27 protein-coding genes, 1 tRNA gene, 1 other RNA gene, 1 pseudogene and 1 riboswitch are annotated in these 26,359 nt (G+C 71.0%); of the genes and pseudogenes, 16 read left to right on the top strand and 14 right to left on the bottom strand.

What is annotated here, in order from left to right:
- Nucleotides 1–125 (top strand): annotated as a pseudogene (locus ACQ5BE_RS18340) (sugar phosphate isomerase/epimerase); the annotation flags it as partial.
- Between the two features lie 90 nt (nt 126–215).
- Here ACQ5BE_RS18340 and ACQ5BE_RS18335 read toward each other — a convergent pair.
- Nucleotides 216–449: a hypothetical protein gene (locus tag ACQ5BE_RS18335; RefSeq protein WP_208711486.1), complete on the bottom strand. Its 234-nt coding sequence runs from the start codon at nt 447–449 to the stop codon at nt 216–218.
- 13 nt (nt 450–462) lie between these two features.
- Nucleotides 463–1,272: a methylenetetrahydrofolate reductase gene (locus tag ACQ5BE_RS18330; protein WP_430298393.1), complete on the bottom strand. Its 810-nt coding sequence runs from the start codon at nt 1,270–1,272 to the stop codon at nt 463–465.
- 143 nt (nt 1,273–1,415) lie between these two features.
- Nucleotides 1,416–1,513, bottom strand: a riboswitch (glycine riboswitch).
- A gap of 152 nt (nt 1,514–1,665) precedes the next feature.
- Here ACQ5BE_RS18330 and ACQ5BE_RS18325 point away from each other — a divergent pair.
- On the top strand, nt 1,666–2,346 hold the full coding sequence (locus ACQ5BE_RS18325) for a TetR/AcrR family transcriptional regulator (RefSeq protein ID WP_430298392.1): 681 nt from the start codon (nt 1,666–1,668) through the stop codon (nt 2,344–2,346).
- Here ACQ5BE_RS18325 and ACQ5BE_RS18320 read toward each other — a convergent pair.
- Nucleotides 2,306–2,938 (bottom strand): LytR C-terminal domain-containing protein, encoded by a 633-nt coding sequence (locus tag ACQ5BE_RS18320; protein WP_430298390.1) that lies wholly within the window; start codon nt 2,936–2,938, stop codon nt 2,306–2,308. The genes ACQ5BE_RS18325 and ACQ5BE_RS18320 overlap by 41 nt on opposite strands.
- 7 nt (nt 2,939–2,945) lie before the next feature.
- Entirely contained in the window at nt 2,946–3,245 is a 300-nt protein-coding gene (locus tag ACQ5BE_RS18315) for a type II toxin-antitoxin system VapB family antitoxin (RefSeq protein WP_208711482.1), read from the bottom strand.
- 158 nt (nt 3,246–3,403) lie between these two features.
- On the opposite strand from ACQ5BE_RS18315, the gene ACQ5BE_RS18310 reads away from it, so the two are divergent.
- Nucleotides 3,404–4,294, top strand: a complete 891-nt coding sequence (locus tag ACQ5BE_RS18310) for a hypothetical protein (RefSeq protein WP_430298389.1) — start codon at nt 3,404–3,406, stop codon at nt 4,292–4,294.
- A 112-nt stretch (nt 4,295–4,406) separates the two neighbouring features.
- On the opposite strand, the gene ACQ5BE_RS18305 is transcribed toward ACQ5BE_RS18310, so the two are convergent.
- A complete protein-coding gene (locus ACQ5BE_RS18305) occupies nt 4,407–4,892 on the bottom strand; it encodes a DUF4188 domain-containing protein (protein WP_430298388.1) in 486 nt (161 codons plus the stop codon).
- A gap of 87 nt (nt 4,893–4,979) precedes the next feature.
- On the opposite strand from ACQ5BE_RS18305, the gene ACQ5BE_RS18300 reads away from it, so the two are divergent.
- The gene (locus tag ACQ5BE_RS18300) at nt 4,980–5,555 is read left to right on the top strand and encodes a TetR-like C-terminal domain-containing protein (protein ID WP_430298387.1); all 576 of its coding nucleotides are present in this window, start codon (nt 4,980–4,982) and stop codon (nt 5,553–5,555) included.
- A 73-nt stretch (nt 5,556–5,628) separates the two neighbouring features.
- Here ACQ5BE_RS18300 and ACQ5BE_RS18295 read toward each other — a convergent pair whose 3' ends face one another.
- From ACQ5BE_RS18295 to ACQ5BE_RS18275, 5 genes are all read right to left on the bottom strand, one after another.
- A complete protein-coding gene (locus ACQ5BE_RS18295) occupies nt 5,629–6,141 on the bottom strand; it encodes a glutathione peroxidase (protein ID WP_430298396.1) in 513 nt (170 codons plus the stop codon).
- 58 nt (nt 6,142–6,199) lie between these two features.
- Nucleotides 6,200–7,252, bottom strand: coding sequence for a M23 family metallopeptidase (locus ACQ5BE_RS18290; RefSeq protein WP_430298386.1), 1,053 nt, complete (start codon nt 7,250–7,252; stop codon nt 6,200–6,202).
- Nucleotides 7,253–7,574: 322 nt separating this feature from the next.
- Nucleotides 7,575–7,660: transfer RNA gene (locus ACQ5BE_RS18285), tRNA-Ser, on the bottom strand.
- A 70-nt stretch (nt 7,661–7,730) separates the two neighbouring features.
- On the bottom strand, nt 7,731–9,074 hold the full coding sequence (locus ACQ5BE_RS18280; protein WP_430298385.1) for an ATP-binding protein: 1,344 nt from the start codon (nt 9,072–9,074) through the stop codon (nt 7,731–7,733).
- On the bottom strand, nt 9,071–9,787 hold the full coding sequence (locus tag ACQ5BE_RS18275; RefSeq protein WP_430298384.1) for a response regulator transcription factor: 717 nt from the start codon (nt 9,785–9,787) through the stop codon (nt 9,071–9,073). Before ACQ5BE_RS18275 ends, ACQ5BE_RS18280 begins: the two co-directional genes overlap by 4 nt.
- Before the next feature lie 167 nt (nt 9,788–9,954).
- Here ACQ5BE_RS18275 and ACQ5BE_RS18270 point away from each other — a divergent pair, with 167 nt between their 5' ends.
- The 6 genes from ACQ5BE_RS18270 to ACQ5BE_RS18245 all read left to right on the top strand — a co-directional run bounded on the left by ACQ5BE_RS18270 (nt 9,955) and on the right by ACQ5BE_RS18245 (nt 16,971).
- Nucleotides 9,955–10,509, top strand: a complete 555-nt coding sequence (locus tag ACQ5BE_RS18270) for a hypothetical protein (protein WP_430298383.1) — start codon at nt 9,955–9,957, stop codon at nt 10,507–10,509.
- A 42-nt stretch (nt 10,510–10,551) separates the two neighbouring features.
- Nucleotides 10,552–10,648, top strand: an RNA gene (ffs, locus tag ACQ5BE_RS18265) — signal recognition particle sRNA small type.
- A 53-nt stretch (nt 10,649–10,701) separates the two neighbouring features.
- The gene (locus tag ACQ5BE_RS18260; RefSeq protein WP_430298382.1) at nt 10,702–13,758 is read left to right on the top strand and encodes a DNA polymerase III subunit gamma and tau; all 3,057 of its coding nucleotides are present in this window, start codon (nt 10,702–10,704) and stop codon (nt 13,756–13,758) included.
- A 9-nt stretch (nt 13,759–13,767) separates the two neighbouring features.
- Nucleotides 13,768–14,367, top strand: a complete 600-nt coding sequence (gene recR / locus ACQ5BE_RS18255) for a recombination mediator RecR (RefSeq protein WP_344300289.1) — start codon at nt 13,768–13,770, stop codon at nt 14,365–14,367.
- A gap of 98 nt (nt 14,368–14,465) precedes the next feature.
- A complete protein-coding gene (locus ACQ5BE_RS18250; RefSeq protein WP_430298381.1) occupies nt 14,466–15,491 on the top strand; it encodes an isopenicillin N synthase family dioxygenase in 1,026 nt (341 codons plus the stop codon).
- A gap of 166 nt (nt 15,492–15,657) precedes the next feature.
- Nucleotides 15,658–16,971: an aspartate kinase gene (locus ACQ5BE_RS18245; RefSeq protein WP_208711472.1), complete on the top strand. Its 1,314-nt coding sequence runs from the start codon at nt 15,658–15,660 to the stop codon at nt 16,969–16,971.
- 129 nt (nt 16,972–17,100) lie between these two features.
- Here the strand turns inward: ACQ5BE_RS18245 and ACQ5BE_RS18240 are convergent, their stop codons facing one another.
- A complete protein-coding gene (locus tag ACQ5BE_RS18240; protein WP_369802272.1) occupies nt 17,101–17,331 on the bottom strand; it encodes a hypothetical protein in 231 nt (76 codons plus the stop codon).
- A gap of 121 nt (nt 17,332–17,452) precedes the next feature.
- On the bottom strand, nt 17,453–17,677 hold the full coding sequence (locus ACQ5BE_RS18235) for a hypothetical protein (protein WP_208711471.1): 225 nt from the start codon (nt 17,675–17,677) through the stop codon (nt 17,453–17,455).
- A 90-nt stretch (nt 17,678–17,767) separates the two neighbouring features.
- Here ACQ5BE_RS18235 and ACQ5BE_RS18230 point away from each other — a divergent pair, with 90 nt between their 5' ends.
- Both ACQ5BE_RS18230 and ACQ5BE_RS18225 read left to right on the top strand, forming a co-directional pair.
- Complete coding sequence (locus ACQ5BE_RS18230; protein ID WP_430298380.1) at nt 17,768–18,247, top strand: MarR family winged helix-turn-helix transcriptional regulator; 480 nt, start codon at nt 17,768–17,770, stop codon at nt 18,245–18,247.
- Between the two features lie 15 nt (nt 18,248–18,262).
- Nucleotides 18,263–18,757, top strand: a complete 495-nt coding sequence (locus ACQ5BE_RS18225) for a serine protease inhibitor (protein ID WP_430298379.1) — start codon at nt 18,263–18,265, stop codon at nt 18,755–18,757.
- A 148-nt stretch (nt 18,758–18,905) separates the two neighbouring features.
- On the opposite strand, the gene ACQ5BE_RS18220 is transcribed toward ACQ5BE_RS18225, so the two are convergent.
- Complete coding sequence (locus ACQ5BE_RS18220) at nt 18,906–20,552, bottom strand: alkaline phosphatase D family protein (protein WP_430298378.1); 1,647 nt, start codon at nt 20,550–20,552, stop codon at nt 18,906–18,908.
- Between the two features lie 263 nt (nt 20,553–20,815).
- Here ACQ5BE_RS18220 and ACQ5BE_RS18215 point away from each other — a divergent pair, with 263 nt between their 5' ends.
- Nucleotides 20,816–22,078: a glycosyltransferase family 87 protein gene (locus ACQ5BE_RS18215; protein ID WP_430298395.1), complete on the top strand. Its 1,263-nt coding sequence runs from the start codon at nt 20,816–20,818 to the stop codon at nt 22,076–22,078.
- A gap of 10 nt (nt 22,079–22,088) precedes the next feature.
- Nucleotides 22,089–23,357 (top strand): glycosyltransferase 87 family protein, encoded by a 1,269-nt coding sequence (locus tag ACQ5BE_RS18210; protein ID WP_430298377.1) that lies wholly within the window; start codon nt 22,089–22,091, stop codon nt 23,355–23,357.
- Here ACQ5BE_RS18210 and mptB read toward each other — a convergent pair.
- The gene (gene mptB / locus ACQ5BE_RS18205; protein WP_430298376.1) at nt 23,354–24,940 is read right to left on the bottom strand and encodes a polyprenol phosphomannose-dependent alpha 1,6 mannosyltransferase MptB; all 1,587 of its coding nucleotides are present in this window, start codon (nt 24,938–24,940) and stop codon (nt 23,354–23,356) included. The genes ACQ5BE_RS18210 and mptB overlap by 4 nt on opposite strands.
- A 161-nt stretch (nt 24,941–25,101) precedes the next feature.
- On the opposite strand from mptB, the gene ACQ5BE_RS18200 reads away from it, so the two are divergent.
- The gene (locus ACQ5BE_RS18200) at nt 25,102–26,037 is read left to right on the top strand and encodes a 3-methyladenine DNA glycosylase (protein WP_430298375.1); all 936 of its coding nucleotides are present in this window, start codon (nt 25,102–25,104) and stop codon (nt 26,035–26,037) included.
- Between the two features lie 31 nt (nt 26,038–26,068).
- Nucleotides 26,069–26,344: a hypothetical protein gene (locus ACQ5BE_RS18195; RefSeq protein WP_430298374.1), complete on the top strand. Its 276-nt coding sequence runs from the start codon at nt 26,069–26,071 to the stop codon at nt 26,342–26,344.
- Nucleotides 26,345–26,359: the final 15 nt, after the last annotated feature.

The following is a 26,359-nucleotide window of genomic DNA, read 5'->3' as shown; positions in this document are numbered from 1 at the left end:
TCGAATGGGAGGACGCCGGCATGGACCGCCTCACCGGCGCCCCCGAGGCCCTGACGGCCCTGAAGAAGTTCGACTTCGCCCCCTCCACCGCCTCCTTCGACGCCGCCTTCAGCAACCAGACCTGACGGAAGCCGCGGCGCGCGGAAGGCGGGCACGACGGCGCGGGTTCGCCTCCGCCGTCGTGCCCGCCTTCTGTGTGTCCCCGGGTGCGGGGGCTACCGCGATGGGCGCGAGCCGACGGCGATCACCACGTCGTCGCTGCTGTGGAACATGCGGCGCCCCTCGATGCCGCCGAACTGGATCCAGAGGACCGAGCCGTCGCGGCTCGCGCCGTCGACCGTTCCCGGGCCGATGTACTCGCCGTGGGCGGTGATGTGGACAAGGGCGCCGCGGCGCAGTTCGTGCCACGAGTGGCGCGCGACGCGGGCGATGCTGGGTGCGTAGGCCATGATTGCAGTCCCCTCAGACCAGACCGAGGTTGTTGAAGGTGAAGAGGTGGATGCCGGCCAGCCCCGCGCGGGACGCCGACAGCTCGCCGATGAGCCGCTCCGACGAGTAGGCGTCGCCGCTCAGCAGCCTGCGGGCAAGCGGTCCCTTGCGGCTGATGAACTTGAGCGACGGGCCCACGCCGATCTTGGCGGCGAGCGAGATGAGCCGCGCGCGCGGGACGCGGCCGGGGACCCCGGCCCACACCGGCAGGTCCAGGCCCTCCTGCCTCAGGAGCGCGGCGAAGGCGGTGATCGCGGGCGCCGAGAAGCACATCTGCGTGACCACGTTGGCCGCGAGGTGCTGCTTGGCGAGGAGCGAGTCGAGGAGCTCGACGGCGGTGCGCTGGGGATGGCCCTCGGGGTACCCGGCGATGCCGATCGCGAGCCGTCCGCCGGTGAGGTCCGCGATGTCCTCCATGAGGTCCAGGGACGTGGCATACGGCCCGGCGGGGCGGGCGGCGTCCCCGCTGATGGCGAAGACCTCCTCGATCCCCGCGGACTCGAAGTCGCGCAGCGTCTTCGCGAGCCGGGAGCGATCCGCGATGCTCCGGGCCGCCAGGTGGGGCACAACGCTGTACCCGAGGCCGGCCAGGCGGACCGCGGCCTGGGCCGTGGCCTCGATCCCGTGGTGCGGGAGGCAGGTGACCGTCAGGGCGGTGCCCTGGGGAACCGCGGTGGCGATCGCGGGAACGATCTCCTCGGTCGGCACGATCTCGAGGCGGGTCCGAAGGGGCTCAGTGGAAGCCGAGGTGCGCGGTGGCGCGGTGAGCGTCTGTCTCGTCATGGAGGACTCCCAGGTCTGGCCGGGCTGGGCCCGGCATGGATGGCTGTCCTCCCCGCTCTGTCATGAACCTGAGAGTTTCCGCGGCTGTCGCCGCTTTGCACCGTCGGTGAGCCCGCTCTGAACGGGCTGCTTTCCAGAGTTGCCTCACCGCGGCGGTACGTGGGCCTGAGAGATTCCTGGGGAGGATTTGCTCCTACGGCACCCGCTGGCTGCACCGGCGGGACTCTCCCGCCGCAGATCATCGGCCTATTGACTTGTAGCGCAGCCCCGGGGGCGGCACCGGTTCAGTGTGTCGGACCTCACCCGCGGTGTCAATCGCGTCCAGTGGCCCGGCGCCGCGCCACAGGACCCCTCAGCCGCACTTTTGGTGACACACCGACGTAAAATGTGGGTATGCCCCGCATCCAGGCCGAGTCGAATGCAGCCCAGCGAGCCCTGACACAGCGCAGGATCCTCGACGCCTTCGGCGAGCTGCTCTTCACGCGGGGTCTCCCCGGACTCACCATGACGGATGTCGCGCGGCAGGCCGGCGTGGGGCGCACGGCTGTGTACAACTATTACGCGGACATGGAGGAACTCCTCATCGGGTACGCGCTCGACGAGACGGGCCGCTTCCTCGCCGAGCTCAAGGCCCAGCTGGCCGGGCTCGAGAACCCGATCGACCGTCTGGCCGTGTACATCCGCGCCCAGGTCGAGGACCTCTCCCGCCGCCACCTTCCCCCGGGGCCGGCCATGCGGGCCGTGCTCTCGCCGTCGTCCTTCGCCAAGCTCGGCGACCACGTGGGCGAGCTGAACATGCTCCTGACCAGGATCCTCCAGGACGCAATGGCCGAGGGCTACCTGCCCGAGGCCGACGTCGACGAGCTGGTGGGCCTCGTGCACGGCTCCCTCACCGCGAGCGCGGACCGGGGCCGCGAGGAGGAGGGCGCGCCGCACGACGACGAGGCGGAGCGCCGCACGGCCGCCACCGTGCGCTTCATCCAGCTCGGGGTCGGCGCGCGGTTCGACGCGGAGGGCAGGCCAGCGCGGGGTGCTAGCGGACCGGCGGCGTCGACGTCGGCAGGTCGCAGGTGATGGTGCCCGGCGTCTGGTCGATGAGCGCGGGGTCGGTCAGGGCCTTGTAGCCGGGAGCGAGGATGAGGTCCAGGCTCGCATCGCTGCGGCCGTCGCGCACGTAGATGCTCCCGGGGACGTTGCGCTGGAGCGTGAACGCCGCGGCCTCCCCCGCGATGCCTCCACGGATCACGGCGACCGCCTCGGTCGGATAGGTCTCGTTCCCCACGTCCTTGATCACGAACTTGCGCGCCGCGAGCTGGTCGGCGACCTGGCGCGCGAGGCCCTCGCGGGATGCCGCGTTGAGCACGTTCACGCTGATCTGGTCCGCGGGGACGTAGTCGTAGGTCCCGGTGGGGCAGGCCGGCAGGGCCGGCTGGGCGTTCGGCTGGGGAATGGTGAGGTAGCCGGAGAGGATGGCCCAGGCGGTCCCTGCGCCGAAGACCACGATCAGCGCGAGGAGCGCGATGGCCACCCCGTGCCGGACGCGCCGCCACATGCGGGACGGGTCCTCGAGCGCCTCGGGGTCTTCGCGGAACTGCTCGCGCAGCTGGCGGCCGTTGACCACATGGTGTCCGTGGTAGACGGTCGGGTCCTTCGGCTTGCGTGCCATGGTCCGCTCACGAATCCAGGTCGAGGACGCGCGCGTGGATCGCGGTGCGCTGGTGCAGTGCGGTGCGGACCGCGCGGTGGAGGCCGTCCTCGAGGTAGAGGACGCCCTTGTACTGCACCACGTGCGGGAACAGGTCGCCGAAGAAGGTGGAGTCCTCGGCCAGGAGCGCCTCGAGGTCGAGGGTCCTCTTCGTCGTCACGAGCTCGTCGAGGCGCACCGGTCGCGGGGGCAGCGCGGCCCAGTCCTTGGGCGACGTGTAGCCATGGTCGGGGTACGGACGTCCTTCGCCCACCGCTTTGAAAATCACGCCTCAAGACTAGGCTCGCACCGCCTCCGTGCGGGAGCCGGGCCGGGAGCGGCCGGGGCATTGTGGCCAAACGGTTACCCGTCCCGCGGGCCTCGCACGCGCCCGTCATCTCGGCCGGCGGATTCCTGCGCCGCGGGCCCCGGTGGAAGAATGGCGGCATGGAGACCACGCCCGCCTTCGCCCTCCTGCTCGACGTCGACGGCCCCATCGCGAGCCCCGTGACACGGGACGTGAAGCCGGAGATCATCGGGCTCCTCGGCGAGCTCGGCGCGGCGGGCATCCCGATCATCTTCAACACCGGCCGCTCCGACGCGTTCATCCGCGAACAGGTCATGGAGCCCATGCTCGCGGCCGGGATGCCCGAGGGCTTCACGGTGCACGCCATCTGCGAGAAGGGCGCCACGTGGTTCTCGTTCACGGCCGAGGGGGCGGGGGTCGTGCATGTTGACCACAGCCTCGCCGTGCCTGAGGCCTACGCGGACGATATCCGGAGCCTCGTCGCCGAGAAGTACTCCGGCCACATGTTCTTCGACGAGACGAAGCGGGCCATGGTCTCCGTCGAGCAGCACGTGGACGTCTCGAACGCCGACTACCGCGCCGAGCAGGAGCTGTTCGACGCCGACGCGATGGCCGCGATGGGCAGGCACGACCTCGGGGTCGTGCGCCTGGACCACCACGCGCCCGGCAGCGACGACACGGTGGACTACCGCGTGGACCCCACGATCATCTCCACCGACATCGAGTCGGTGCGCCTGGGCAAGGACCTCGGGGCGTCGCGCGCGTGCGAGCTCCTGCGCCGGGACGGCATCGTCCCCGCCGCCTGGTACACCGTGGGCGACTCCCGCACCGACTACGCGATGGCGGACTGGCTGCACCACAACGACCACGTCGTCTCGCACGTGGACGTCCGCCCCGCCGACGGCGTCCCCGCCAAGCCCTACGAGGTCCTCACCGCGGCATACCTGGGCCTCGACGACGACGTCATCCACGACGACGCCGGGCTCGCCTTCCTCGCCCGGTGGCGGGACTCGCTGGTCCTCGCCGACTGACCGCCGAGGTCACCCCGTCTGAGCCCGAGGTCACCCCGTCTGGGCCCGAGATCACCCGGTGTGAGCGCGAGGTCACCCCTGAAGCACGACGCCGGCCACTCGCCGTCGTGCGTCAGCCTGCCCTCTGCGCACGCAGCCGCTGCCGCGCGGTGTTGAGACCGGCGGTGACGGGCACGTGCCGTGTGGCCCGGGCGAGGCCGAAGGCCGGCATGCCGTTGTACACGACCTCGATTCCGGATGCGGGCACCTGATAGGTCTCGTGCCAGACGCCGATGTCGCCCGTGCCCGCCACCGTGCGCATGAAGTCGCGCCAGGGCTTGAGGTGCGGGGCGTCGCGGTCGGCCGCGAAGCGATGGAGGTGCTCCGGGCTCTTCCAGTAGCTCACGAGCAGGGTGGTGCGGCCGAGCCACTGGTGCCACGCGAGCATCCCGGCGTCCGGGTCCCGCTCGAGGTGCTCGAGCATCCGCGGCATTGCGGACGCGACGCGGAGCACCGGCCCGAGCTTCCACCAGCGGTTGGCCCGCATCCCGATGAGGAAGACCGTGATGTCTCCGTCCGTCGCGGCCGTGTACCGCCCGGGGAAGATCTCCTGTGCCATGGCTCTGCCCTCGCTGTCTGCTCAGAATGTTCCGCAACTCCGTTTTGTAACCGCGTTACGTAACAACGTTATGACTACACTGAGGACATGGCAAGACCCGTCCTGCACGACAGCGTGCTCCGTTCCCGCCTCCTCGACGTCACCGCCGAGCTTGTGGACCGGGAGGGCCCCGCGCGGGTGGCGCTGAGGCAGATCGCGGCCGCCGCGGGAACCTCGACCACGGCGGTGTACTCGCTCTTCGGGGGCAAGTCGGAGCTGCTCTCCGCCGTCATCGACAGCGGGTTCGCCTCGTTCGGCGATGCGCAGCGGGCGGCGGCCGACGGCGGCCTCCGGGCTCTCGGGATCGCGTACCGCGCGTGGGCGCTCGCGCATCCCGCGCTCTACCGGCTCATGTTCGGAGGAGCGCTGGCCTCCTATGCGGAATGCGCGGCGGATCCGGAGACCGCGGACGGCTCCATGGAGCCGCTTCGCCGGTCGATCGCGGCAGCACAGGCGGAAGGGAGCATGAGGCAGGCCCCCCTCGAGGACGTGGCGGCAGTGATCTGGGCCCAGGTCCATGGCCTCGTGAGCCTCGAGCTCGCAGCCATCGCGCCGCCCGACGCCGACTGGGACGCCGCCTACAACGCCGGGCTCGACGCCGTCTCACGCGCCTGGGCGCCGTGAGACCGCAAGGCCTGCTGCGGCTGCCGAGCCGGGGCGGGGCCAGGGGCGGCGGCGCGTGAACCCCCCCCTGTCGTCAGGTGGCCGGGACCGTCGCCGGGAGGGCATCCTCGATCGCAGCGACGAGCTCGGGAGCGTCCGGCTCGACCGCGGAGCGGAAGCGGCCGACGACGTCGCCCTCGGGGTCGACGAGGAACTTCTCGAAGTTCCACTTGACCTTCTCACCGAGGTCATCCCCTGCCGGGAAGCCCGTGAGGGCGGCGTAGAGGGGATGCTGGTGCTTTCCGAGGACATCCGACTTGACCGTGAGCGGGAAGGTCACGCCGAAGTTCACGCGGCAGAACTCCTCGATCTCGGCGTCGCTGCCCGGTTCCTGCCCTGCGAACTGGTTGCACGGCACCCCGAGCACCACGAGCCCGCGGTCCCGGTACTGGCGGTAGAGCGCCTCGAGGCCGTCGTACTGCCTGGTGAAGCCGCACTTGGAGGCGACGTTCACCACGAGTACGGCCCGTCCGGCAAAGCGGCCGAACGTCGTCTCGGTTCCGTCGTTGAGGGTCAGGGCAATGTCAGTAAGGCTCACCCGACCCAGTCTAGGGTGCGGGGTCGGGTGAGGGTGCGCGGGTCGGGTGGACCTTCGCTGCGGTGCGCTACTTGGTCGCCGTGGGCGTGGGAGTGGGCGTCGCCGTGGCGGTCGGCTGCGGGGCCGTCGTGGTCGTCGTCTTGGTGGTCGCGGTGCTCGGGGCGGCGGTAGCCGTAGGAGTCGGACTCGGCGCCACCGCAGTCGGCGTCGGTGTTGGCGTGGGAGTCGGCGTCGGCGTCGGGGCCGGTGCCGTGGTCTCGGTCGGAGCTGGCGCGGGCGCCGGCGCGGGTGCGGGGGCCGGCGCCGGGGCGGGCGCCGGAGTCGGCGCGGGCGCAGGCGCCGCCGGGGTGGTCGTGGACGACGGCGGCGCGGCAGGCGAGCCGGTCGGGGTCGGGTCGACGAGCGGCGGCGGAGCCGGGGCGGTCGGGGCCGGGACCACCACTTCGCCGGGGGTCGGCTCGGCGGCCTGCGCGGGGATCGCCCAGTTCTGGCGCTCGTTCGTGGACTGGCCGTCCTTGGGGGTGTAGTCCGTGATGACAACGGAGCCGAGCGCAGCCTTCTGCGCGATCGGGATGAACGTGAACGTCATCGGGTCCACATGCTGCCCGTCACGGATCGTCTCGAAGTGCAGGTGGCAGCCCGTCGATGAGCCCGTCGAGCCGACGAGGCCGATCACCTGCCCGACCTGCACCGTCTCACCCGTCTTCACTGCTGCACCGAGCATGTGGTTGTAGGTCGTGATGATCCCGTTGCCGTGGTCGATCTCGACCCGGTTCCCACCGCCCCAGGGGTGCCAGCCAGCGGCCCGCACCACGCCGGCGTCGGCCGCGTACACGCGCGTGCCGCAGGCGGCCGCGAAGTCCTGCCCCCAGTGGAACTCGCCGGCCGTGCCCGTGAGCGGACTGGTGCGGTACCCGAATCCGGAGGTCGGGACGAGGGTCTCGAGCGGCGCGTAGAGCTTGCCCGCCTCGGGACGGTGGAGATCCACGGAGGCGACGTTGACAGGGCCGCTGGGGCTGGTGCCGGTGCTCTGGCCGGCGCCGACCGTGAGCACGTCGGTGCGGTAGAAGCTGACCGAGGCGTTCGGATCGGCCATGATGGGGAGGACGTCGGATGCCATGGCGGGCGTCGCAGCGAGCGCTATCGAACTGAGGGCCGCGAGGAGCACGCCTGCGGAGCGGGCGCGGAGGCGTGTGGCACCGTGAGCAGAGGCTCGGAGCATGGTGTTCGGACTCCCCAATCAGTCGCCGCGCCGCCCCGACGGCGCTACCGGTTATACAAGCGCCCCCGGCTGACGCACGATTCATTGTGCGTGACCGGCGGGCCTCTTGAACAGGGGCCGAAGGACCGTGGGCGCCCCGCTAAACCTGTGAATTTCGCACCATGCCGGTGGGAGGGACAAAGGAAGCCCCCGGTCCGAGAACCGAGGGCTTCCACATGCGCGGAGGATGGGGGATTTGAACCCCCGAGGGCTGTTAACCCAACACGCGTTCCAGGCGTGCGCCATAGGCCGCTAGGCGAATCCTCCAGGCTTGCTCATCAAGAGCAGGCTCCAGAATACCCGACTGTGCGCTGTGTGCCGAATCGGGCCCGAGGCATCACGCACGCGGAAGCCTCAGGGAGAACGCGGCCCCGCCCTCTGGCGCCCTCCCAGCGCTGAGCCGCCCGCCGAGCCGGGCCGCCAGTCGGGAGGCGATCGAGAGCCCGAGACCGGTGCCGACCTTCCGCTCCCCCGCGTACCGGTCGCGGAGGACGCCGCGGTCGAACGCGCGGGCAAGGTCCTCGTCGCTGAGCCCGGGGCCGCCGTCGCGCACCTCGAGCACGACGGCGCCGTCCTCCTCCCGCCCGGCGAGCACCACGGGCGCGCCCCGGTGGGCGGCCCGGAGGGCGTTCTCGACGAGCCCGTCGAGCAGCTGGCGCAGCCGCCGGGCGTCGGTGGAAACGATCAGCGGTCCGGACACCTCCGCCCGCACCGCGACTCCCGCCGGCTCCCACACGCCGCGCCACGCCTCCACGACGGCGGGCAGGAGCAGGGCGGCGTCGACCTCCGCGGCGTCGATGCGGAAGTCGTCGGCCTCGAGCCGGGCGAGCTCGAGGAGGTCGCGGACGAAGTGGTCCAGGCGCTCCGTCTCCGCCGCGAGGGTCCGTCCGACGCCGGGCACCTCGGCCGGCGGGATGATGCCGTCCGCGAGCGCCTCCGCGTAGCCCTGCAGCGCCGTGAGCGGGGTGCGCATCTCGTGGGAGATGGACAGGAGGAACTCGCGCTGACGGGCTTCGCTGGACGTGAGCGAGGCGTCGAGGCCTGCGAGCGCCTTGGAGACCTCGGCAATCTCCGCCGGGCCGCCGCCGTCGACCGCCACTCCCCGCTCGCCGCCCGCGAGCCGCCGCGCCGCCCCCGCCATCCGCACGAGCGGCTTGGCGACCCATCGTGCCACGAGCGCCCCGCCCAGGACCGCCGCGGCGAGCCCGATCAGCAGCGCCCAGAGGAGCCGCGCCACGAGCGGCCCGGCAGCCTGCGTGACGGCCGAGACGGGCTCGGCGAGCACGAGCCCGCCCCCGGCGGCAATCGGCCGCGCCTCGACCACCACGAGCACGCCGAGCACGGTTTCCGTCTGGGACACCGACTGGCCGGCGAGGACCTTCTTCACCACCTCCGGGCTCACGAGCCGGCGCCCCGCACCGGAGACGGCCCCGTCCGGCTGGACGAGTGCGATCCGCCCGGCCTCCCCGAAGGCCTGCTCCCTCAGGGAGGCGAGGTCCGTCACGTTTCCCGAGGCGCCCAGCGCTGTCGCCGCCCGGGCGAGGTCGGTGCGCGCCTGGTCCACGGCTGCCGAGCGGATGAGCTGGGCGCCGACGAGGCCTGCCACGACGGTGGCGATCGCGGCCACCACCGCCATGACGAGGGTGACGCGCGCGTGCAGCGAGCGCAGCCAGCGCCTCATGGCATCCGGGGCCTCTCGTCCGCCGCGCTGTAGCCGACTCCCCGGGAGGTGCGCAGGGGACTGGCCTCGCCGAGCTTGGCCCGCAGCTGCGCCACATGGACATCCACGGTGCGGCCCCCGCCGTAGTCCGCCTGCCCCCAGACGGCGGCGAGGAGCTGCTCGCGGCTGAACACCCGCCCGGGCTGGGACATGAGGTACGCGAGGAGGTCGAACTCCATCGCTGTGAGCGCCACAGGCCGCCCGTCGGCCTCGGCGGTGCGGCGTCCGAGGTCCAGCCGGACGCGGCCGACCGCCAGGACGGGCGGCGCCTGCGGGCCCGCCGCCCGGCGCAGGATGCCCCTGACCCGGGCCACGAGCTCGCGCGGCGAGAACGGCTTGGTCAGGTAGTCGTCGGCGCCGAGCTCCAGGCCGAGCACGCGGTCGACCTCGTCGTCGCGCGCGGTGACGAAGATGACGGGAGTCCAGTCGCCTTCCTCGCGCAGCCGGCGGCAGACCTCCACCCCGTCGAGGCCGGGCAGCCCGACGTCGAGCACGATGGCCACGGGCCGCAGCTGCCGGACGCGGGCGAGCGCGGCGGCTCCGTCCCGCTCCACGTGCACGCCGTACCCGGCCCGCGCGAGGTACAGACGCTCGAGGTCGGCGATGGCGGCCTCGTCCTCGACCACGAGCACGAGCCCGCGTTCACCGTCTGCGCTCTGCCTGCGCTCCTCCACAGACTCATTCAAACGCACGACGGCGCCCGCTCGCCCCTGTCTTCCCGGGCGGCTGCGAGACTTTACAGTCCCCGAACATGGACCGAACACGGCGCTTGCCGGCGCGGGGAACCATGGGCTGCATGAGGCGCGAATCAGCCACCTCCCCCAGAACGGAAGGCACCACCATGCTCCCGACGACAGACCACTCCACACGCCCCCGCCGACGCTGGAAGGCAGGGGCCGCGGCTGCGCTCACGGCCGCCCTCCTCGCTGGCGGCGGGACAGCTGCGGCCTTCGCGAGCACGGCGCCCCAGTCCGTGGCTCCCGCCGCTGCGGCGTCCACCCCGTCGCCGTCGGCCTCCGGGCACGCGGGCCCGGGGGCCCAGCGTCTGGCGCGGGTCGCGCTGAGGCGCGTGCTCGCCGTCGTGATCCGGCAGGACGGGAGCGACCAGTACGGACAGCACGCCCAGCGCGCGGCCCGGGTGCTCACCCGGCATCCGGCGGTGTTCAAGCATGTCCCCGAGAAGATGCAGCAGGACCTCAAGACGCTCGCCGACGCGCCCGCGGGAGACGCCGTGAAGGACGCCCAGACCGTCAAGGACCGCGCGCTCGACGGGACCTACGGCGACGCCGTGAAGAAGGCGGCCGAGGCCATCCAGAAGGCGCCCGCGAAGGCCCGGCAGAACGGCTCGCCCTCGCCGTCTGCCACCCCGTCGCCGAGCCTGAGCGCGAGCAGCTGAGCGGCCGATTCGAGGCATCGGCCCGACTCCGCTAAGATGGTCTGCAGCCCCTCATGTGGCGTCATCCTGCTGAACTCCCCCAGGACCGGAAGGTAGCAAGGGTAGGTGGGCTCTGGCGGGTGCATGAGGGGCCTTTTCGTACCTGTGGATAACCCGGGCCGGACGTCGGTCCTGATTGGTAGGGTTCTCTCTGTGACTGCTCCAGCTGCCCTGTACCGCCGGTATCGGCCGGACACGTTCAAGGACGTGATCGGGCAGGAGCACGTCACCGAGCCGCTCATGACGGCGCTGCGCAAGGACCGCATCAGCCACGCCTACCTGTTCTCGGGCCCGCGCGGCTGCGGCAAGACCACCTCGGCGCGTATTCTGGCGCGCTGCCTCAACTGCGAGAAGGGCCCGACGCCGGACCCGTGCGGCGTCTGCCCGAGCTGTGTCGAACTCGCGCGCGGCGGGGCCGGCTCCCTCGACGTGATCGAGATCGACGCGGCGAGCCACGGCGGCGTCGACGACGCGCGCGACCTCCGCGAGCGCGCCACGTTCGCCCCGGTCCGGGACCGCTACAAGATCTTCATCATCGACGAGGCCCACATGGTCACCTCGGCGGGCTTCAACGCGCTCCTGAAGATCGTCGAGGAGCCGCCGGAGCACATCAAGTTCATCTTCGCGACCACGGAGCCGGACAAGGTGATCGGCACCATCCGGTCCCGGACGCACCACTACCCCTTCCGCCTCGTGCCGCCGGAGCCGCTGCTGGCGTACCTCGAGCAGCTGTGCGCCGCCGAGAACGTCACGGTGGCCCCCGGCGTGCTGTCCCTCGTGATCCGAGCGGGCGGCGGGTCGGTGCGCGACTCCCTGTCGGTGCTCGACCAGCTCATGGCCGGCGCCGGGACCGACGGGATCGACTACGAGCTCGCCGTGGCGCTCCTGGGCTACACGCACGCGGCGCTGCTCGACGACGTCGTGGATGCCATGGCTGCAGGCGATTCCGGCACGGTGTTCCGCGCCGTCGACCGTGTGATCCAGACGGGCCACGACCCGCGCCGCTTCGTCGAGGACCTGCTCGAGCGGTTCCGCGACCTCATCATCGTCCAGGCGCTGCCCGACGCGGCCGAGTCCATCCTCCGTGGAGTCCCCGCCGACCAGCTGGCGCGGATGCGCGTCCAGGGGCAGAACCTCGGTGCGGCCGAGCTGTCGCGTGCCGCGGACGTCACCAACGAGGCCTTCAACGAGATGACCGGAGCCACGTCGCCCCGACTCCACCTCGAGCTCCTCTGTGCCCGCCTCATGCTCCCGGCCGCCGATGCGAACGAGCGCGGCTGGGCCGCGCGCGTCGATCGCCTCGAGCGTCGGCTCTCCTTCGCGCACGACGGCGCGGAGCCGGCTCACGCTGCCCCGGCACCTGCCGCCCCAGCGCCGGCTGCTGCGGCGCCTGCCGCCCCGGCGCCTACCGCCGAACTGCGCGGCGCCGATGGTCAGAAGGCGCCGGTGGTACCCGAGCGGAACGGAAGGCAACCGGAGCCGCGGGCGGCGGCGCCGGGGGCCGAACGACCGACACCCGTTGCCGCCGAACCGCGTGCCACCGAGCCGACGCCGTCTTCCTCGGGACCACAGGAGGTGACCTCGGCGCCACAGGGGGTGACCTCGGCGCCACAGGGGGTGACCTCGGCGCCACACGGGGTGACCTCGGCGCCACACGGGGTGACCTCGGCGCCACAGGGGGTGACCTCGGCGCCACAGGGGGTGACCTCGGCGCAGGGCGGAGGCGCGGGGAGCGTCGAGATGGTGCGCCGCGCCTGGCCCGAGATCCTCGACGCGCTCGCAAAGGTCAAGCGCAGCACGTGGGCCCTCGTCGGCCCGAACGCCTCCGTCGCGGGGTACGACGGCCGCACACTCGCTCTGGCCTTCGGGACCTCGGGCCTGGCCTCGGCGTTCACGCGCGGCGACCACTCCGAGAACCTGCGCAAGGCCATCCAGGACGTGATCGGGGTCGACTGCCAGATCGACGCCGTGACCGGTGGCAACGGGCCGGGAACCGCGCCGACGGCGGGGGGCGACCAGCGCCCAAAAGCGCCGGCTGACCCGCCCCCGGGCACGAGTGTGCCCGAGCCCGGCAGACCCACGCCGGCTCAGGGACCCTCCGCCCAGGCACCGCGGGCTCAGGCTGCAGCACCCCGTGCCACCTCGGGCAGGGCTGCCCAGCCCGAGGCAGCACAGCCCCAAGCAGCCCAGCCCCAGACCGCGCCGGCTCCGGCGGCGGCAGCTCCCTCGGCCGCGGACATCGCCTGGGGTCTGGCGCCGGCCCCCTCTCCGGCCCCGACAGCCGAACCGACACGAGCCGCCCGGGTCGCGGAGCCGTCCCGGGCCTCGGCACCGGCCGTCCAATCCTCCGCAGGGGCCTCCCAGCCCTCCACACGGTCGGCACCGCCCGCGCTGTCGGCGCCGTCCGCGCCCTCGTCAGCTGGCGCCGACGCGGGCCGGCCGGCGGCATCCCCGGCACCGGAGCCCGCGCGGGCTGCCGCCCCCACCCCGGCATCGTCGCCGGCGCCGGCGCCAGCAGCAGCACCCGCCCGCCGCCCCGCCGCCGAGCCGACGCCCTACGACGACATCCCGTACTCGGACGAGGAGCCTCCGAGCGACTGGGAGGCCCCGTACCCGGAGGACGAGGGCTACGCCCCGAGCCGCTCGCGCAGCACCGCCCCGGACCACAGCGCCGCTCCGAGCGCCCCGGGAGCCGCAGGCACTGCAACGCCCGGACCAAGCCAGACCTCGGCTGGCGATCCGTGGTCGTACGCCAAGGAGACCTCGCCGGGCGTGTGGACGGTGGGCACGGAGCCCAACCTCCGGTCCGGCGACGCTCAGACCCCCGCAGAGGCGAGGCCGACCGCGGAGCCTGGCCCAGCGCCGTCGTACGCCCCTGCAGCAGCCCAGCCGCCCCAGTCATCCCCCGCACCGGCTCCCTCCCCCGCACCGGCCCCCTCCGCAGGGTCCGGGCGGGGCGACGGCGGCCGGAAGCTCAGCATGTACGAGCGGCTGAGCCGCAGCGCGGCCGCGCAGCAGTCGGTGCATCAGCAGTCCGCCCAGCAGCCGCCGGCCCAGGGGGCGCCTCAGTATGTCGAGGAGATCCCCAGCGCGGACGACGAGACGATCGAGGGCTCGTCGCTGTTCGGCCGGGCCGCTGTCGAGCGGATCCTGGGCGGGAAGCTCATCGAGGAACGCTCCCTCGACGGTGCGCCCCTTCCACCGCGGTAGCGTAGTGGGGTGTATGAAGGCGCAGTCCAAGATCTGATCGATGAGCTCGGCCGGCTCCCGGGCATCGGCCCGAAGTCGGCGCAGCGGCTCGCCTTCCACATCCTCGAGGCCGACTCCGATGACATGAAGCGGCTGGCCGCCGCGATCGTCGGAGTCAAGGAGCGGGTCAAGTTCTGCCAGATCTGCGGCAACGTCTCCGAGCAGGACACGTGCGCGATCTGCCGCGACACCCGCCGCGACCCGAGCGTGATCTGCGTGGTCGAGGAGTCCAAGGACGTGCTCGCGATCGAACGGACGCGCGCGTACCGCGGCCGCTACCACGTGCTCGGCGGCGCCATCAACCCCATCGCGGGAATCGGCCCCGACCAACTGCGCATCCGGGAGCTGCTCACGCGCCTCAACGACGACCAGGTCACCGAGATCATCCTCGCGACCAACCCCAACCTCGAGGGCGAGGCCACGAGCACGTATCTCGCGCGCATGCTCAAGACCATCGGGGTGACCGTCACGCGGCTCGCCTCGGGCCTGCCGGTGGGCGGAGACCTCGAGTACGCGGACGAGATCACACTCGGCCGCGCCTTCGAGGGCCGCCGGAACGCGATCACCTGAGGGCGCGATCGCCCGAGGCAACGGCGCGGAATGGTACCCCGCCGCCTGTTCGTGACAGATTGTTACGCGCCCCTCTCGGGCGGGCGCATGCTGGATCCATGAGCACTGCACGAACCTCCATCCCGGTCCTCGACCTCTCGACCGCGAGGGGCGCCGACGGCTCCTTCACCCCCGACTTCCTCGAGGCACTGCGCGACGCGGCGCACAACGTCGGCTTCTTCCAGATCACCGGCTACGGCGCCCGCCCGGGACAGGACCAGGAGCTCCTGGACACGGTCGCCGAGTTCTTCCGCCTCCCGCTCGAAGACCGCCTCGCCCTCGACAACCGCTCCTCGGCCCAGTTCCGCGGCTACACCCGGCTCGGCACCGAGGTCACCCGCGGACGCGCCGACGCCCGCGAGCAGATCGACTACGGCCCCGAGCGCGCTCCGCTCGAGGACGTCCCCGCGGAGAAGCCCTACCTGCGCCTGCAGGGCCCCAACCAGTGGCCCGCAGCCTTTCCCGACCTCGAGAAGGCCGCCATGGAATGGGCCGATCTCATGAGCGCGGTCGGTGCCGAGCTCCTGCGCGGCATCTCCGTGGCGATCGGCCTGCCCGAGGACCACTTCGACGAGCCCTTCGCCGGAACGCCTGCCTGGATGGGCAAGCTCGTGCACTACGTCGGAACGGGCGTCGTGCCCGGCGCCGGGGACCAGGGCGTGGGCCTCCACGCGGACTACGGCTTCGTCACGCTCCTGCTGCAGGACCAGGTCGGCGGGCTCGAGGTCAAGCCGTACGGGCAGGACGAGTGGATCGATGTCCCCCCCACTCCCGGGGCGCTGGTCGTGAACCTCGGCGAAATGCTCGAGGTCGCCACCGACGGCTACCTCATGGCCACCATCCACCGCGTCATCGCCCCGCCGGCGGGCGTGGACCGCTACTCCGTGCCGTTCTTCTGGTCCCCGCGCCTCGACGCGGTCATCGACAAGGTCGAGCTGCCGGCCGAGCTCGCCGCCGCGGCCCGCGGCGTCTCCGACGACCCCGACAACCCCATGCTCGCCTCGTATGGGCAGAACGTGCTCAAGGGCTGGCTCCGCGCGCACCCCGAGACGGCGCGGATCCACTACCCCGACCTGGCCGGCTGACCCCCTGCCACAGCGCACGACGGCGCCCCGCACCCAGGCGGGCCGCGCCGTCGTGCGCGGTCCCCCGGCGTCCACGGACCGGTCACAATTCATGGACGCCAACGGCCGGGGCGTAAACTGTCAGGGACCATCCCTGTAGCCTCTAGCCCCCTGTGAGTGTGCCCGCATGTCGTTGCCCCTCGAATTGCCTGCCCGGCAGCTGATCGTCCAGAAGTTCGGCGGCTCGTCCGTCGCGGACGCGGCGGGCATCAAGCGGGTGGCCGAGCGCGTCGTCGAGACGCAGCGCGCCGGGCACGAGGTCGTCGTCGTGGTCTCCGCCATGGGCGACACCACGGACGAGCTGCTCGACCTCGCGGGCGAGCTCACGGACAGCGCGCCCGCGCGCGAGATGGACATGCTCCTGTCCGCCGGCGAGCGCATCTCGATGGCCCTGCTCGCGATGGCGATCAACCAGCTCGGCGCCAAGGCCCAGTCGTTCACCGGCTCCCAGGCGGGCATGATCACCGACGGCATCCACGGCAAGGCGCGCATCATCGACGTCGACCCGCACCGGGTGCGCACCGCGCTCGACAAGGGCAACGTCGCGATCGTCGCCGGCTTCCAGGGCATGAGCCGCGAGAGCCACGACATCACCACGCTCGGCCGCGGCGGCTCCGACACGACCGCCGTCGCCCTGGCCGCCGCGCTCAACGCGGACGTGTGCGAGATCTACACCGACGTGGACGGTGTCTACACGGCCGATCCGCGCGTCGTCCCCGCGGCCAAGAAGATCGAGCGGATCTCGAGCGAGGAGATGCTCGAGCTCGCTGCCTCCGGCGCCAAGATCCTCCATCTGCGCTGCGTCGAGTACGCGCGCCGCTTCGGGGTCCCGCTGCACGTGCGGTCCTCGTTCAGCCACAACCAGGGGACGTGGGTGCTGCCCAGCCCCGAGGACAAGATCACCGTCAGCGAGGGAGTCGCTTTGGAACAGCCCATCATCTCCGGCGTCGCGCACGACCGCTCCGAGGCCAAGGTCACCGTCGTCGGCGTCCCAGACATCCCCGGCAAGGCCGCCGCGATCTTCCAGGTCATCGCGAAGGCCCACTCGAACATCGACATGATCGTCCAGAACGTCTCGACGCTCGGCCGCGGCAAGACGGACATCTCCTTCACCCTCCCGATCGTCGAGGGCGCCGAGGCCCTCACCGCGCTCAAGGAGGCCCAGGAGGAGATCGGCTTCGAGGACATCGAGTACAACGCCGAGATCGGCAAGCTCTCCCTCATCGGCGCCGGCATGCGCTCGCACCCGGGCGTCTCCGCGACGTTCTTCCAGGCGCTCTCCGACGCCGGCATCAACATCAACATGATCTCCACCTCGGAGATCCGCATCTCGGTCGTCACGCGCGCCGACCTGCTCGATGACGCGGTACGCGCCATCCACACCGCCTTCAACCTCGACGCCGAGACGCAGGCGACCGTGTACGGCGGCACCGGCCGCTGACCCTGCCGGAGAACGGCGCGGAACGGAGGAAGCGGAGCCGAAACCCTGGGTTTCGGCTCCGCTTCGCTGCTTCCCGGCCCAGACCCTCGGGTCGGGGCGGCCTTCTGGGCACTGCTGGCCGGAGGTGTCCTAGAGGTGCGTCATAGGGGGCTTCTCGTCCTTGCGGACGGCGTAGTGGTGTCCTTCTGAGTCGGTCTCGACCGCGAACGTCAGCAGTTCCTGGTCCGACGCCTGCTCGAAGGCATCGTGCCTGTGGACCACCGGCGCATTCGGGTCGCCGTGAGCGGCAGGTCCCCAGATCGCGGCGGCACGGTCCGCCGCGTGGAAGAACCTGTCCATGGCCTTGTGCGTGCGGGGCATCTCATCACCCCCTTCCGGTACGCGCCATTGTACGCCCGGGTGTGCTCTGGCTCTCAGGGCTGAGCACGCCGCAGAAGGCCTCCGGCTGTGCGGGTGCGAGCGCGCCCGAGCGCGCCTGGGGTCAGCGCAGCGAGCGGTCGGTGGGGTCCTTGGGGACCACGTAGGTGCTGCCGTCGGGGCGGGTCACGGTCTCCCACTGCTGGGCCTCCGCCTCGCGCTGGACCAGGAGCTGCTTGTTCTCCTCGGTCATCTCGTGCGTCATGGAGCTCACGTGCGCCGGCCCGAAGATGGCGCGCAGCTTCCCCGTGGCGTGCATGAACCTCCGGGCGGCACTCTCACCGGACATTTCTGGCTCTCCCTTCGACCGCCGGACCTCCGGCTCCTCTTGAATAGTACACTCATGGTTAGTGCACTAACCAATGCGGAAGGATTCGCCATGGACGCCTCGTACGACGACCTCAAGCTCGAGAGGCAGCTCTGCTTCGCCCTCAGCGTCGCGAGCCGCAGCGTGATCGCGTCCTACCGGCCCGTACTCGAGAAGCTCGGCCTCACCCACCCGCAGTACCTCGTCATGCTGGCGCTCTGGGAGCGCAGCCCGCGCACCGTGAAGGACATCAGCGAGGCGCTCCTGCTCGAGCCGGCAACCGTGACCCCCCTGCTGCGTCGCCTCGAGGACGCAGGCCTGCTCACCCGCACCCGCCAGGCGGGCAACGAGCGGGCCCTCGATGTCGCGCTCACGCCGGAGGGGGCCGCGCTCCGCGAGAAGGCGCTCGCCGTGCCGCCGACCATGATGGCCCGGCTGCAGATCACCCGCGAGGAGGCCGGCGAGCTCCACGCCTCGATGATGAAGCTCATCGCCGCCGCCCAGGCCAGCCGGGACATGGACGGCGCCGAAGCCCTCGTCGCCCAGGCCTGACGGAGCGCGGAACCCGTGCGCCCCGTCCGCCGCGTCTGGATCCCGGCACTGCTCGGCCTCGCGTCGTGCGCCGTGGCGCTCGCCGCCTGCGCTGCCCAGCCAGGACCGGCGGGCCCCGGATCCTCTGAGCCGCGCACGACGGCGCCGCCCACCTCGAGCGGCACCCCCGGCGAGCCGACGGCCGAGCTGGAGGTCGTCGTCGTGCGCGGGACGGGTGAGCCAGAGCAGCGGTGGACGCTGCGCTGCGCCGGCCCCGTCGCGCTCCCCGGCAGCACGCACCCGTGGGCCGCAGACGCGTGCCGGCTCGTCGCCGCACGGCCCGAGCTCCTCACGCCGCCGCCGGGGAACCAGCTCTGCACCCAGCAGTACGGCGGACCAGAGGTCGCGACGGTCACGGGGACGGCCGGCAGGGCGCGCGTCGAGCGGCGCTTCGACAGGACCGACGGCTGCGGCATCGCCGCGTGGAAGGCCGCCGAGGCGCTGCTCGGCCCGCCCGGCGGCGCGATCTAGGGAAATGACCCCACAACGCCCACGACAACGCCCACAATGCGACTCCTCGGCGCGCCCGAACTGACTCCCCGACGTTGTGGGGTCCCGTCCCCGACGTTGTGGGGTCGCGTCCCCGACGTTGCGGGGTCGCGTCCCCGCCGTCGGCGAGTCAGCTCGCGGGGGTCAGGGTCTTCGAGTAGACCGTCTCGCCGAGCGCATTGCGCAGCGAGACGGTGAAGGCGTCCCCGCCATCGATCTCGACGTGCCCGAAGAACTGGCTCTTGCCGTCCCGCGGGGACTGGTTCACGCGGATGCCCGCCTTAGCGAACTCGACCGTGGGCCCGAACGTCAGGTCCATGGCGTTGGGGCCGAAGGAGCCGGCGTTGACCGGCCCGGCGACGAACTCCCAGAACGGGTCGAAGTCGCGGAAGGCCGCGCGCTCGGGCGAGTAGTGGTGCGCGGCGCAGTAGTGCACGTCCGCGGTGAGCCACACGATGTTCTGCACCCCGGCATCCTTGAACGCCTTGAGCACGCGGGCGAGCTCGAGCTCGCGACCCAGCGGTGCACCGTCGTTGCGGTTGGAGATGCTCTCCTGGCCCTTCGCGTCCGGCACGACGACGCCGAGCGGGAGGTCGTTGAGGATCACCTTCCACGTGGCCTTGGACGCGCTGACCTCGCGGATGAGCCACTGGACCTGCTCCTCGCCGAGGATGTGCGTCTCGGTGGCCTCTAGCCCCGGCGTGTTCTCGCCCTTGAAGGAGCGCATGTCGAGCGCGAAGAGGTCCAGCTGGGCGCCCCGCGGGATCTTGCGGTAGATGCGCGCGGGTTCGAAGCCGGTGGTCGCGGGCGAGAGGGCGCGCCGGTCCGCGATGGGCTGGTACTCCTGCCACGCCTGGCGGCCGCGCGCGGCGAGGGTGTTGACGTCGCGGACGGTGTAGCGGGAATCGTCGATGGTCTGGCCCGGCCACCAGTTGTTGTGAGTCTCGTGGTCGTCCCACTGCGCGATCACCGGGACGTCTGCGTAGAAGGCGCGGACGTTGCGGTCCATGAGGTTGTAGCGGTGGCGCCCGCGGAACTCGTTGAGCGTCTCGGCGACCTTGGAGACCTCCTCGGTCACGACGTTCTTCCACACCTGCCCGTCGGGCTCCGTCACGCTGGCCTGGATGGGCCCGTCAGCGTAGACGGTGTCCCCCGAGTGGATGAAGAAGTCCGGCCTCGTGGCGTGCATCGCGGCGTAGGCCCGCATGCCGCCGATCTCCTCATTGATTCCCCAGCCCTGGCCCGCGGTGTCCCCGGTCCACACGAAGCTCTGCCCCCGCGGAACGTCGTTGCCCCGCGCGGCGGTGCGGCCGGCGGCGTTGGGTCCGGCCGCCGTCGAGAAGGAGCCCTGGACGGCCTCGCCCAGATTCCCGTCCTCGTCCTCGAACTGCAGGGTGAGGGCGAAGCGGCTGCCCGAGGGGAGCTGGGTGGCGGAGATCTTCGCCGTGAAGTCGGTGTCGGCGCTGGCCCAGGAGCCTCGGAGGGTGCGCTCGAAGGCACCCTTGCCGCTGATCACCGCGCCGTCGGCGTCCACGGCACGCAGCGTCGCGACGAGGCGCCCGGCCCCGGAGGACCGGGACCAGAGGACCGCCGAATCGGTGGTGGCGTCCCCGGTCTGGATGCCGGAGGGAAGGGTGAGGCGGCTGCGGACCAGCGGGACGGCCGACGGCGCGCCCGCCGCCTGGGCGGGACCCGCGGCCCCCGCCGCGGAGACCGCGGTGAGGGCACCGGCGGCAAGGGAGCTGAGGACAAGTGTGCGGCGTGACAGATCAGTCATGGCGCCAGTGTCACGGGTCGAGCTGACGTCGCCGTGACCACTCGGTGAACTTCCAGGCCGCGCGGCGCTGGCTCTGGGCGGGTCTTGGGCGGATTTCGGCCGGAATCGCCCAGTGGCAGCGCGGCTGGGCTCTTGTCCGATGCGAGAATACCCTGAACCGCCTTCTCCGGTTCATAGCGTCTGAGGACCTGCTGAAGCAGTGACTCACAGAGCGAGAGAGTTCATTCTCCATGGACAGATTCCTCGGGGTGCCCCCGGACGCCATGGTCATGCGCAAGCGGTGGCAGGAGGGCCTGCGTTCCCCGCGCGGCCTCTTCTGGGGATTCCTTGTGGCCCATGTGATGTTCCTTGTGTTCGCAGCCCTGCTCTCGCTGCGGGGAGAAGCCTTCAGCGACACCTTCATCTACCGGGACTGGGCGATGGCAGGTTTCGACGACGAGACGCTGGCGCGCGGCCCCAGCCCCTGGGGCTACCCGATTCTGGCGCTCGTCCCCATGGCCTTGGCCGCGGCAGCCGGTCCCGGCCCCTTCCTGTTCCTCTGGGTCCTGCTGACCAGTGTGCTGAACGGTTGGGCCATGGGCTCGCTGACCATGTGGGGCCAGCGGCGTGACGCCATCCCGGCCGCATGGTGGTGGCTTGGATTCACGGTGCTCATGGGATGGCTCGGCTTCGCCCGTGTCGACGGCCTGACCGCCCCCGTCGTCCTCGTTGCGCTTGTCTATGGAGTGCGTCAGCCCTTTGCAGCGTCGGTCCTGCTCGGAATCGCCGCGTGGGTGAAAGTGTGGCCCGCCGCCGTCATGCTGGCCTTCTTCGCGGTCGTGAAGGAGCGCGCGCGTGTGGCCGCCGCAGCAGTCCTGACGTCGGCCGCCGTCGTGGCCCTCGCCGTGGCGGCCGGAGCCCTTCCAAGACTGCTGAACTTCCTGACCCAGCAGGGGGGCCGCGGCATGCAGCTCGAGGCCACGTTCACCACCCCCTGGCTGTGGCTGTCCGTGCTGGGAATCGGCGACTCCCACATGTACATGAACACCGCCATCAACTCGATGCAGGTGGACGGTCCCGGAACGGCGGTGCTGTCGGTGCTGATGCAGCCGCTGCTCCTGCTGGCGGCGGCCGCCGTGACCGGTCTGACGTTCTGGGCCCTTCATCAGGGCAAGGCCAACGGCGGTATGGACCGTACGGAGCTGCTCCTTTCAGGAGCCCTCGCCCTGACGACCGCCTTCGTGGTCTTCAACAAAGTGGGCTCGCCGCAGTTCATGGTGTGGCTCGCCCCAGCCGTCGCGGTGGGGCTGACCCACAACTGGAAGGAATGGCGCGTGCCGGCGGCGATGCTGATTGCAATTGCTGCCGCCACATTCCTCATCTATCCGCTGTTCTACGATGCCCTGAGCCACAACGACCCGGGGATGGCGCTCGTCCTGTCCATCCGCAACATCCTGCTCGTAATCCTGTTTGTCTGGTCAGTACGCCGCCTGCGGACGCTGGGCCGGAAGCCGCCCATTGCGAAGCCCGAGACCGAGGAGTCCTGAGATTTCCGCCATGGTGTTCGAGCATCTGGTCCGCATCCGGCACCGCGTCCTGCCCCCGGGGTTCGTCGTCTGGTTCAGCCGGCCGTCGAGCGTGTGGTGGGGATTCGCCGTCGTCCATCTGTACTTCCTCGGATGGATGGCCTCCTTCTTCCTTGACGGCGGCACCTTCAGCGACACGGAGCAGTACCGCCAATGGGCCATGGCGGGGTACAACCCTGACAGCCTCGGCGGAAAGATCAGTCCCTGGGTGTATCCAGTGCTGGCGCAAATACCCATCTTCCTGGCCAACGTTGCGGGCCCACAGCTGTACCTGCTGGTGTGGACCCTCATCATCACGGCCCTCAACGCGGTCGCGATGCTGTACCTGACCCGCGGCCCCCGACGTCTGAGCGGGATTGCCCCCGCCTGGTGGTGGCTGTTCTTCACGGGCTTCATGGGATACCTCAGCTTCGCCCGGGTTGAGGGCATCACGGCTCCCATCGTCCTGGTCGCGCTGCTCTTCGCTGCCCGCAGACCCGTCGTCGCGTCCGTTCTGCTCAGTGTCGCGACCTGGATCAAGGTGTGGCCTGCGGCCGTGCTGGCCCCCATGGTGATCGCCTCCCGCCAGCGCCTGAGGATGGCGGCAGCCGCAGGCGCCGTCAGCGCCTTGGTGGCCTTCGGGACCTACCTGACCGGCGCCCTGGACCACATCATGGACTTCCTCATCAATCAGGGCGAGCGTGGCATGCAGCTCGAGGCGACCTTCTCCACGCCCTGGGTGTGGCTCAGCGTGTTCAACGTTGCCGGCTCGAGAATGGCCGACAACGTGGCCATCAACTCCACGGAGGTCTACGGCCCCGGTGCCGAGGTGGCCGCCTTCCTGATGCAGCCCCTGCTGGTCCTCGCCGCGATCGCCGGTTCCGTCCTTCTGGTCCGTGCCCTCAACCGAGGTGCCGAGCGCGAGGAGCTGTTCCTCGAAGGGGCGCTCATGATGACGACAGCATTCATCGTGTTCAACAAGGTGGGATCGCCCCAGTTCATCATCTGGCTGGCTCCGGTGATTGTGGCGGGGCTGACCCACGACTGGAACCGATGGAAGGTCCCCGCCGCCCTCCTGATGGCCATCGCGGCGGCGACGTTCGTGATCTATCCGCTCTTCTACACACCTCTCATCCACGCGCATCCCGCCATTGCAGCCGTTCTGACGGCGCGGAATGTCCTGTTGGTTGTCCTGCTCTCGTGGTCGGTGCGCCGGACAGCCGAACTGGGGCGCAAGCACGGCGGCCGGCCGGCCGCCTAGCCGACGTCGGGCTGCCGGCGGAGGATGCGCCGGAAGCCCCGGCGCATCAAGTCCGCCGGCCTGCCCTGGATCAGCAGCGTCCGTGTGTGGACGTCAAGGACCAGCAGGTAGCACGTGAAGAGAAGGGCGATGGCAAACGCGAGGGACGATGCATTGACAGGCAGCTCCACGAAGGACCAGACCGACAGCTGATCCTGCGCCCCGAACACCACGAAGAACGTGACCCCGACGTAGAGGCACCGGATCTGCCAGTCGTCCCTGATGCCGGTCGCGGCCAGGAAGGGGATGATCCAGAGGATGTACCACGGCTGGATGATGGGCGACAGCAGCACGACCGCCGCGAAGGCAAGTGCCATGCGTCGCACCAGCCGGGAATGCTCGCCCCGGAGCATCAGCAGGAGGACCAGCCCGACGGCCGTCCACTTCAAGGCCGTCCTGAAGACGTCCGCCATTGCAGCACCGGGGAGCCCCAGGACACTGCCGAAGAACTCAACCTGCTGGCCGAGGAAACCCGACGGCGAGTACCCCGTGTAGCCCGGGGTGGGGTCCATGATGGCCCAGGTCCAGCCCAGGCCCAGGCCGTGCGGTATGCCGCTGAGGACCAGCACCGCGAAGCTCAGCGCGGCGGTGGCGGCAGAGACCCCGAGCCTGCGCAGCCAGGATGCCCCGGCTCCTGCCCACATCAGGGCGATGAACGGGAGAAGGAGCACCGTGGCCGGCTTGATGCCGATTGATGCCGTCACGAGCAGGACTCCGCGCACGTACCGACGGGTCGCGGCCATGTATGTCCCTGCAACCGCGAGGCCGACCATGAGGGCATCGTTGTGTGCACTCGCGATGAAGCTGATCAGGAACAGCGGATTCGCCACCGCGATCCACAGGGCCCGGGCGCCGTTGATCCCGTGCAGTTCCGCCAGCCTGGGCAGGTACAGCACGCACAGCAGCACCCCGGCGACGGCCAGCAACCGGAAGAGCAGGACAGACATGTCCGGTTGGGCGCCGGTGATCGCGACCACAGCGTGTTCCAGCCAGAGGAAGTACGGGCCATACGGCGTGCGGGCCTCCGCCCACGCCGGATCGGCTCCGAGGGAGAACCAGTTGTTCAGAACGGAGATGCCCTCGGCGTAGGGGTCTCTTCCCTCCATGAGCAGGCGGCCCTGGCCGATGTAGGCGTAGACATCACGCGAATAGATCGGCACCGCGAAAAGCAGCGGCAGGGACCAGGCGCAGATGGCCGCCATCACCTGTCGCCGCGTGCCATCGCCCCAATCCCCCAGCCGCTGCCCGAGCCTCAGCCATGACCGCATCAGCAGCATGGCCCCTACAGTCAGCAGGATGGTGGAAAGCGTCACCCCCCAGCGCTCGGCACGCAGCGCAATGACGACTGGCTGGCGGACCATCGGAGATCCGCTGGCAATCCACCCGATGCCGATAGACCCGACGAACATCATCAGCGAGCCAACGAACCCCTGGCAGATCGCGACGTACGCCCTGCGCTTCTGCGCCGTGGCCGCAGGCCATCGCGCCTGTTTCGACGCCAAGGGGCTGCCCGCGGGCCGGGAGGGAGAGCTGCTTGTCGTCATGGCTCTGTGGTTTCCCCCACTCATGGTTCGGCACCCCCTGGGACGGCAGGCAGCTGACACCAATTCACAGGTGCTTCGGCAAGGAGAATTCTAGCAAGACGGCCTTTCGCGCCCCGGCCCTGGGCCCCCGTCGGCCGCCTGGCATCGGGAATAATGGACGGGTGCCTTCCCGAGCCATCCCGTTCTCCTTCCTCGCCGAGGACCGCTGGCTGCCGCGCGCCCACGCGCACGCCGCGCGGGTAGCGCGCTTCGCGGAGCCCTTCGTGGCCCGGCGCAACGCGGGGAGGAAGCACCCCATCGAGGACTTCCTCTTCACCTACTACACGCTCAAGCCCGGCCAGCTGGCCCGTTGGCACCCGGGCGCGGGAACGGCTCTCGTGGGGCACGACGCCGCCGAGCGGCTCGGGTGGAAGCACTACCGCGCGCTCACCCGCACCGAGCGGGAGGCGGCGGGCGTGGAGGAGGACGTTGCCGCCGTCGTGCTCGACCTGCCCGCCTACGCCGCGGAACGTGAGGAGACGATCCGATTCTGCGGGATCATCCTGCGCGGCACTGCGGCCCGTCCGCCGCAGTTCGGGTGCTTCGGCCTGCACGAGTGGGCCATGGCCTACCGGAGCGTGAAGTTCGGGATCCGGCACGAGTACCTCCCGCTCCGGCTCGGCGCCGACGGCACCGACCGCGTGGTCGAGGAGCACCGCATCCGCTGCACGCACTTCGACGCGTTCCGCTTCTACTCCCCCGACGCGGCGCCCCTCAACGAGCTCCAGCCGACCCGTGCCACGCAGCGCGACCTCGAGCAGCCCGGCTGCCTCCACGCGAACATGGACCTCTACAAGTGGGCGTACAAGCTGGGGCCCGCGATCCCCGGCGAGCTGCTCATGGACTGCTTCGAGCTCGCGTGGCGGGTGCGGACCATGGACATGCAGGCCTCGCCCTACGACCTCTCCGGCTGGGGCTTCGAGCCCATCGCCATCGAGACGCCGGCAGGGAAGGCCGAGTACGTCGAGGCGCAGCGCGGCTTCGCTGCCGAGGCGGCCGCGCTGCGGGAGCGGCTCACGACGGCGCTCGCCCCCCTGGAGGCCGCCCTCTCGTCCTGATCGGGCCGAGAATAGACGCAGGAGGTGCGGCATGGGCTGGTACTGGTGGCTGCTGATCGCCGCGGTCGTTGTCGTCGTCCTCGATCGGGTCCTGCTGTGGATTGAGGGCCACGGCTGGATCTACTACCGCCGGCGCAAGCCCAAGGGCGGCAGCGCCGCGATGCTCGGGGTGGCCGCCGAGCTGTTCCAGCCGTCCCACACGGTGGTGGTCGAGGAGCGGGACCGGCAGCGCCGAGAGATCGTCGACACCGCCAAGGGACGCGACCCGGGCGACCTGCCGGATCTCGGCGAGGGCCCCCCGGAGTAGGGACGCCGCCGGCCC

The organism is Sinomonas sp. B1-1, from assembly GCF_050474465.1.
Classification (GTDB): Bacteria; Actinomycetota; Actinomycetes; order Actinomycetales; family Micrococcaceae; genus Sinomonas; species Sinomonas flava.
This window is presented reverse-complemented; position numbering and strand designations above follow the sequence as displayed.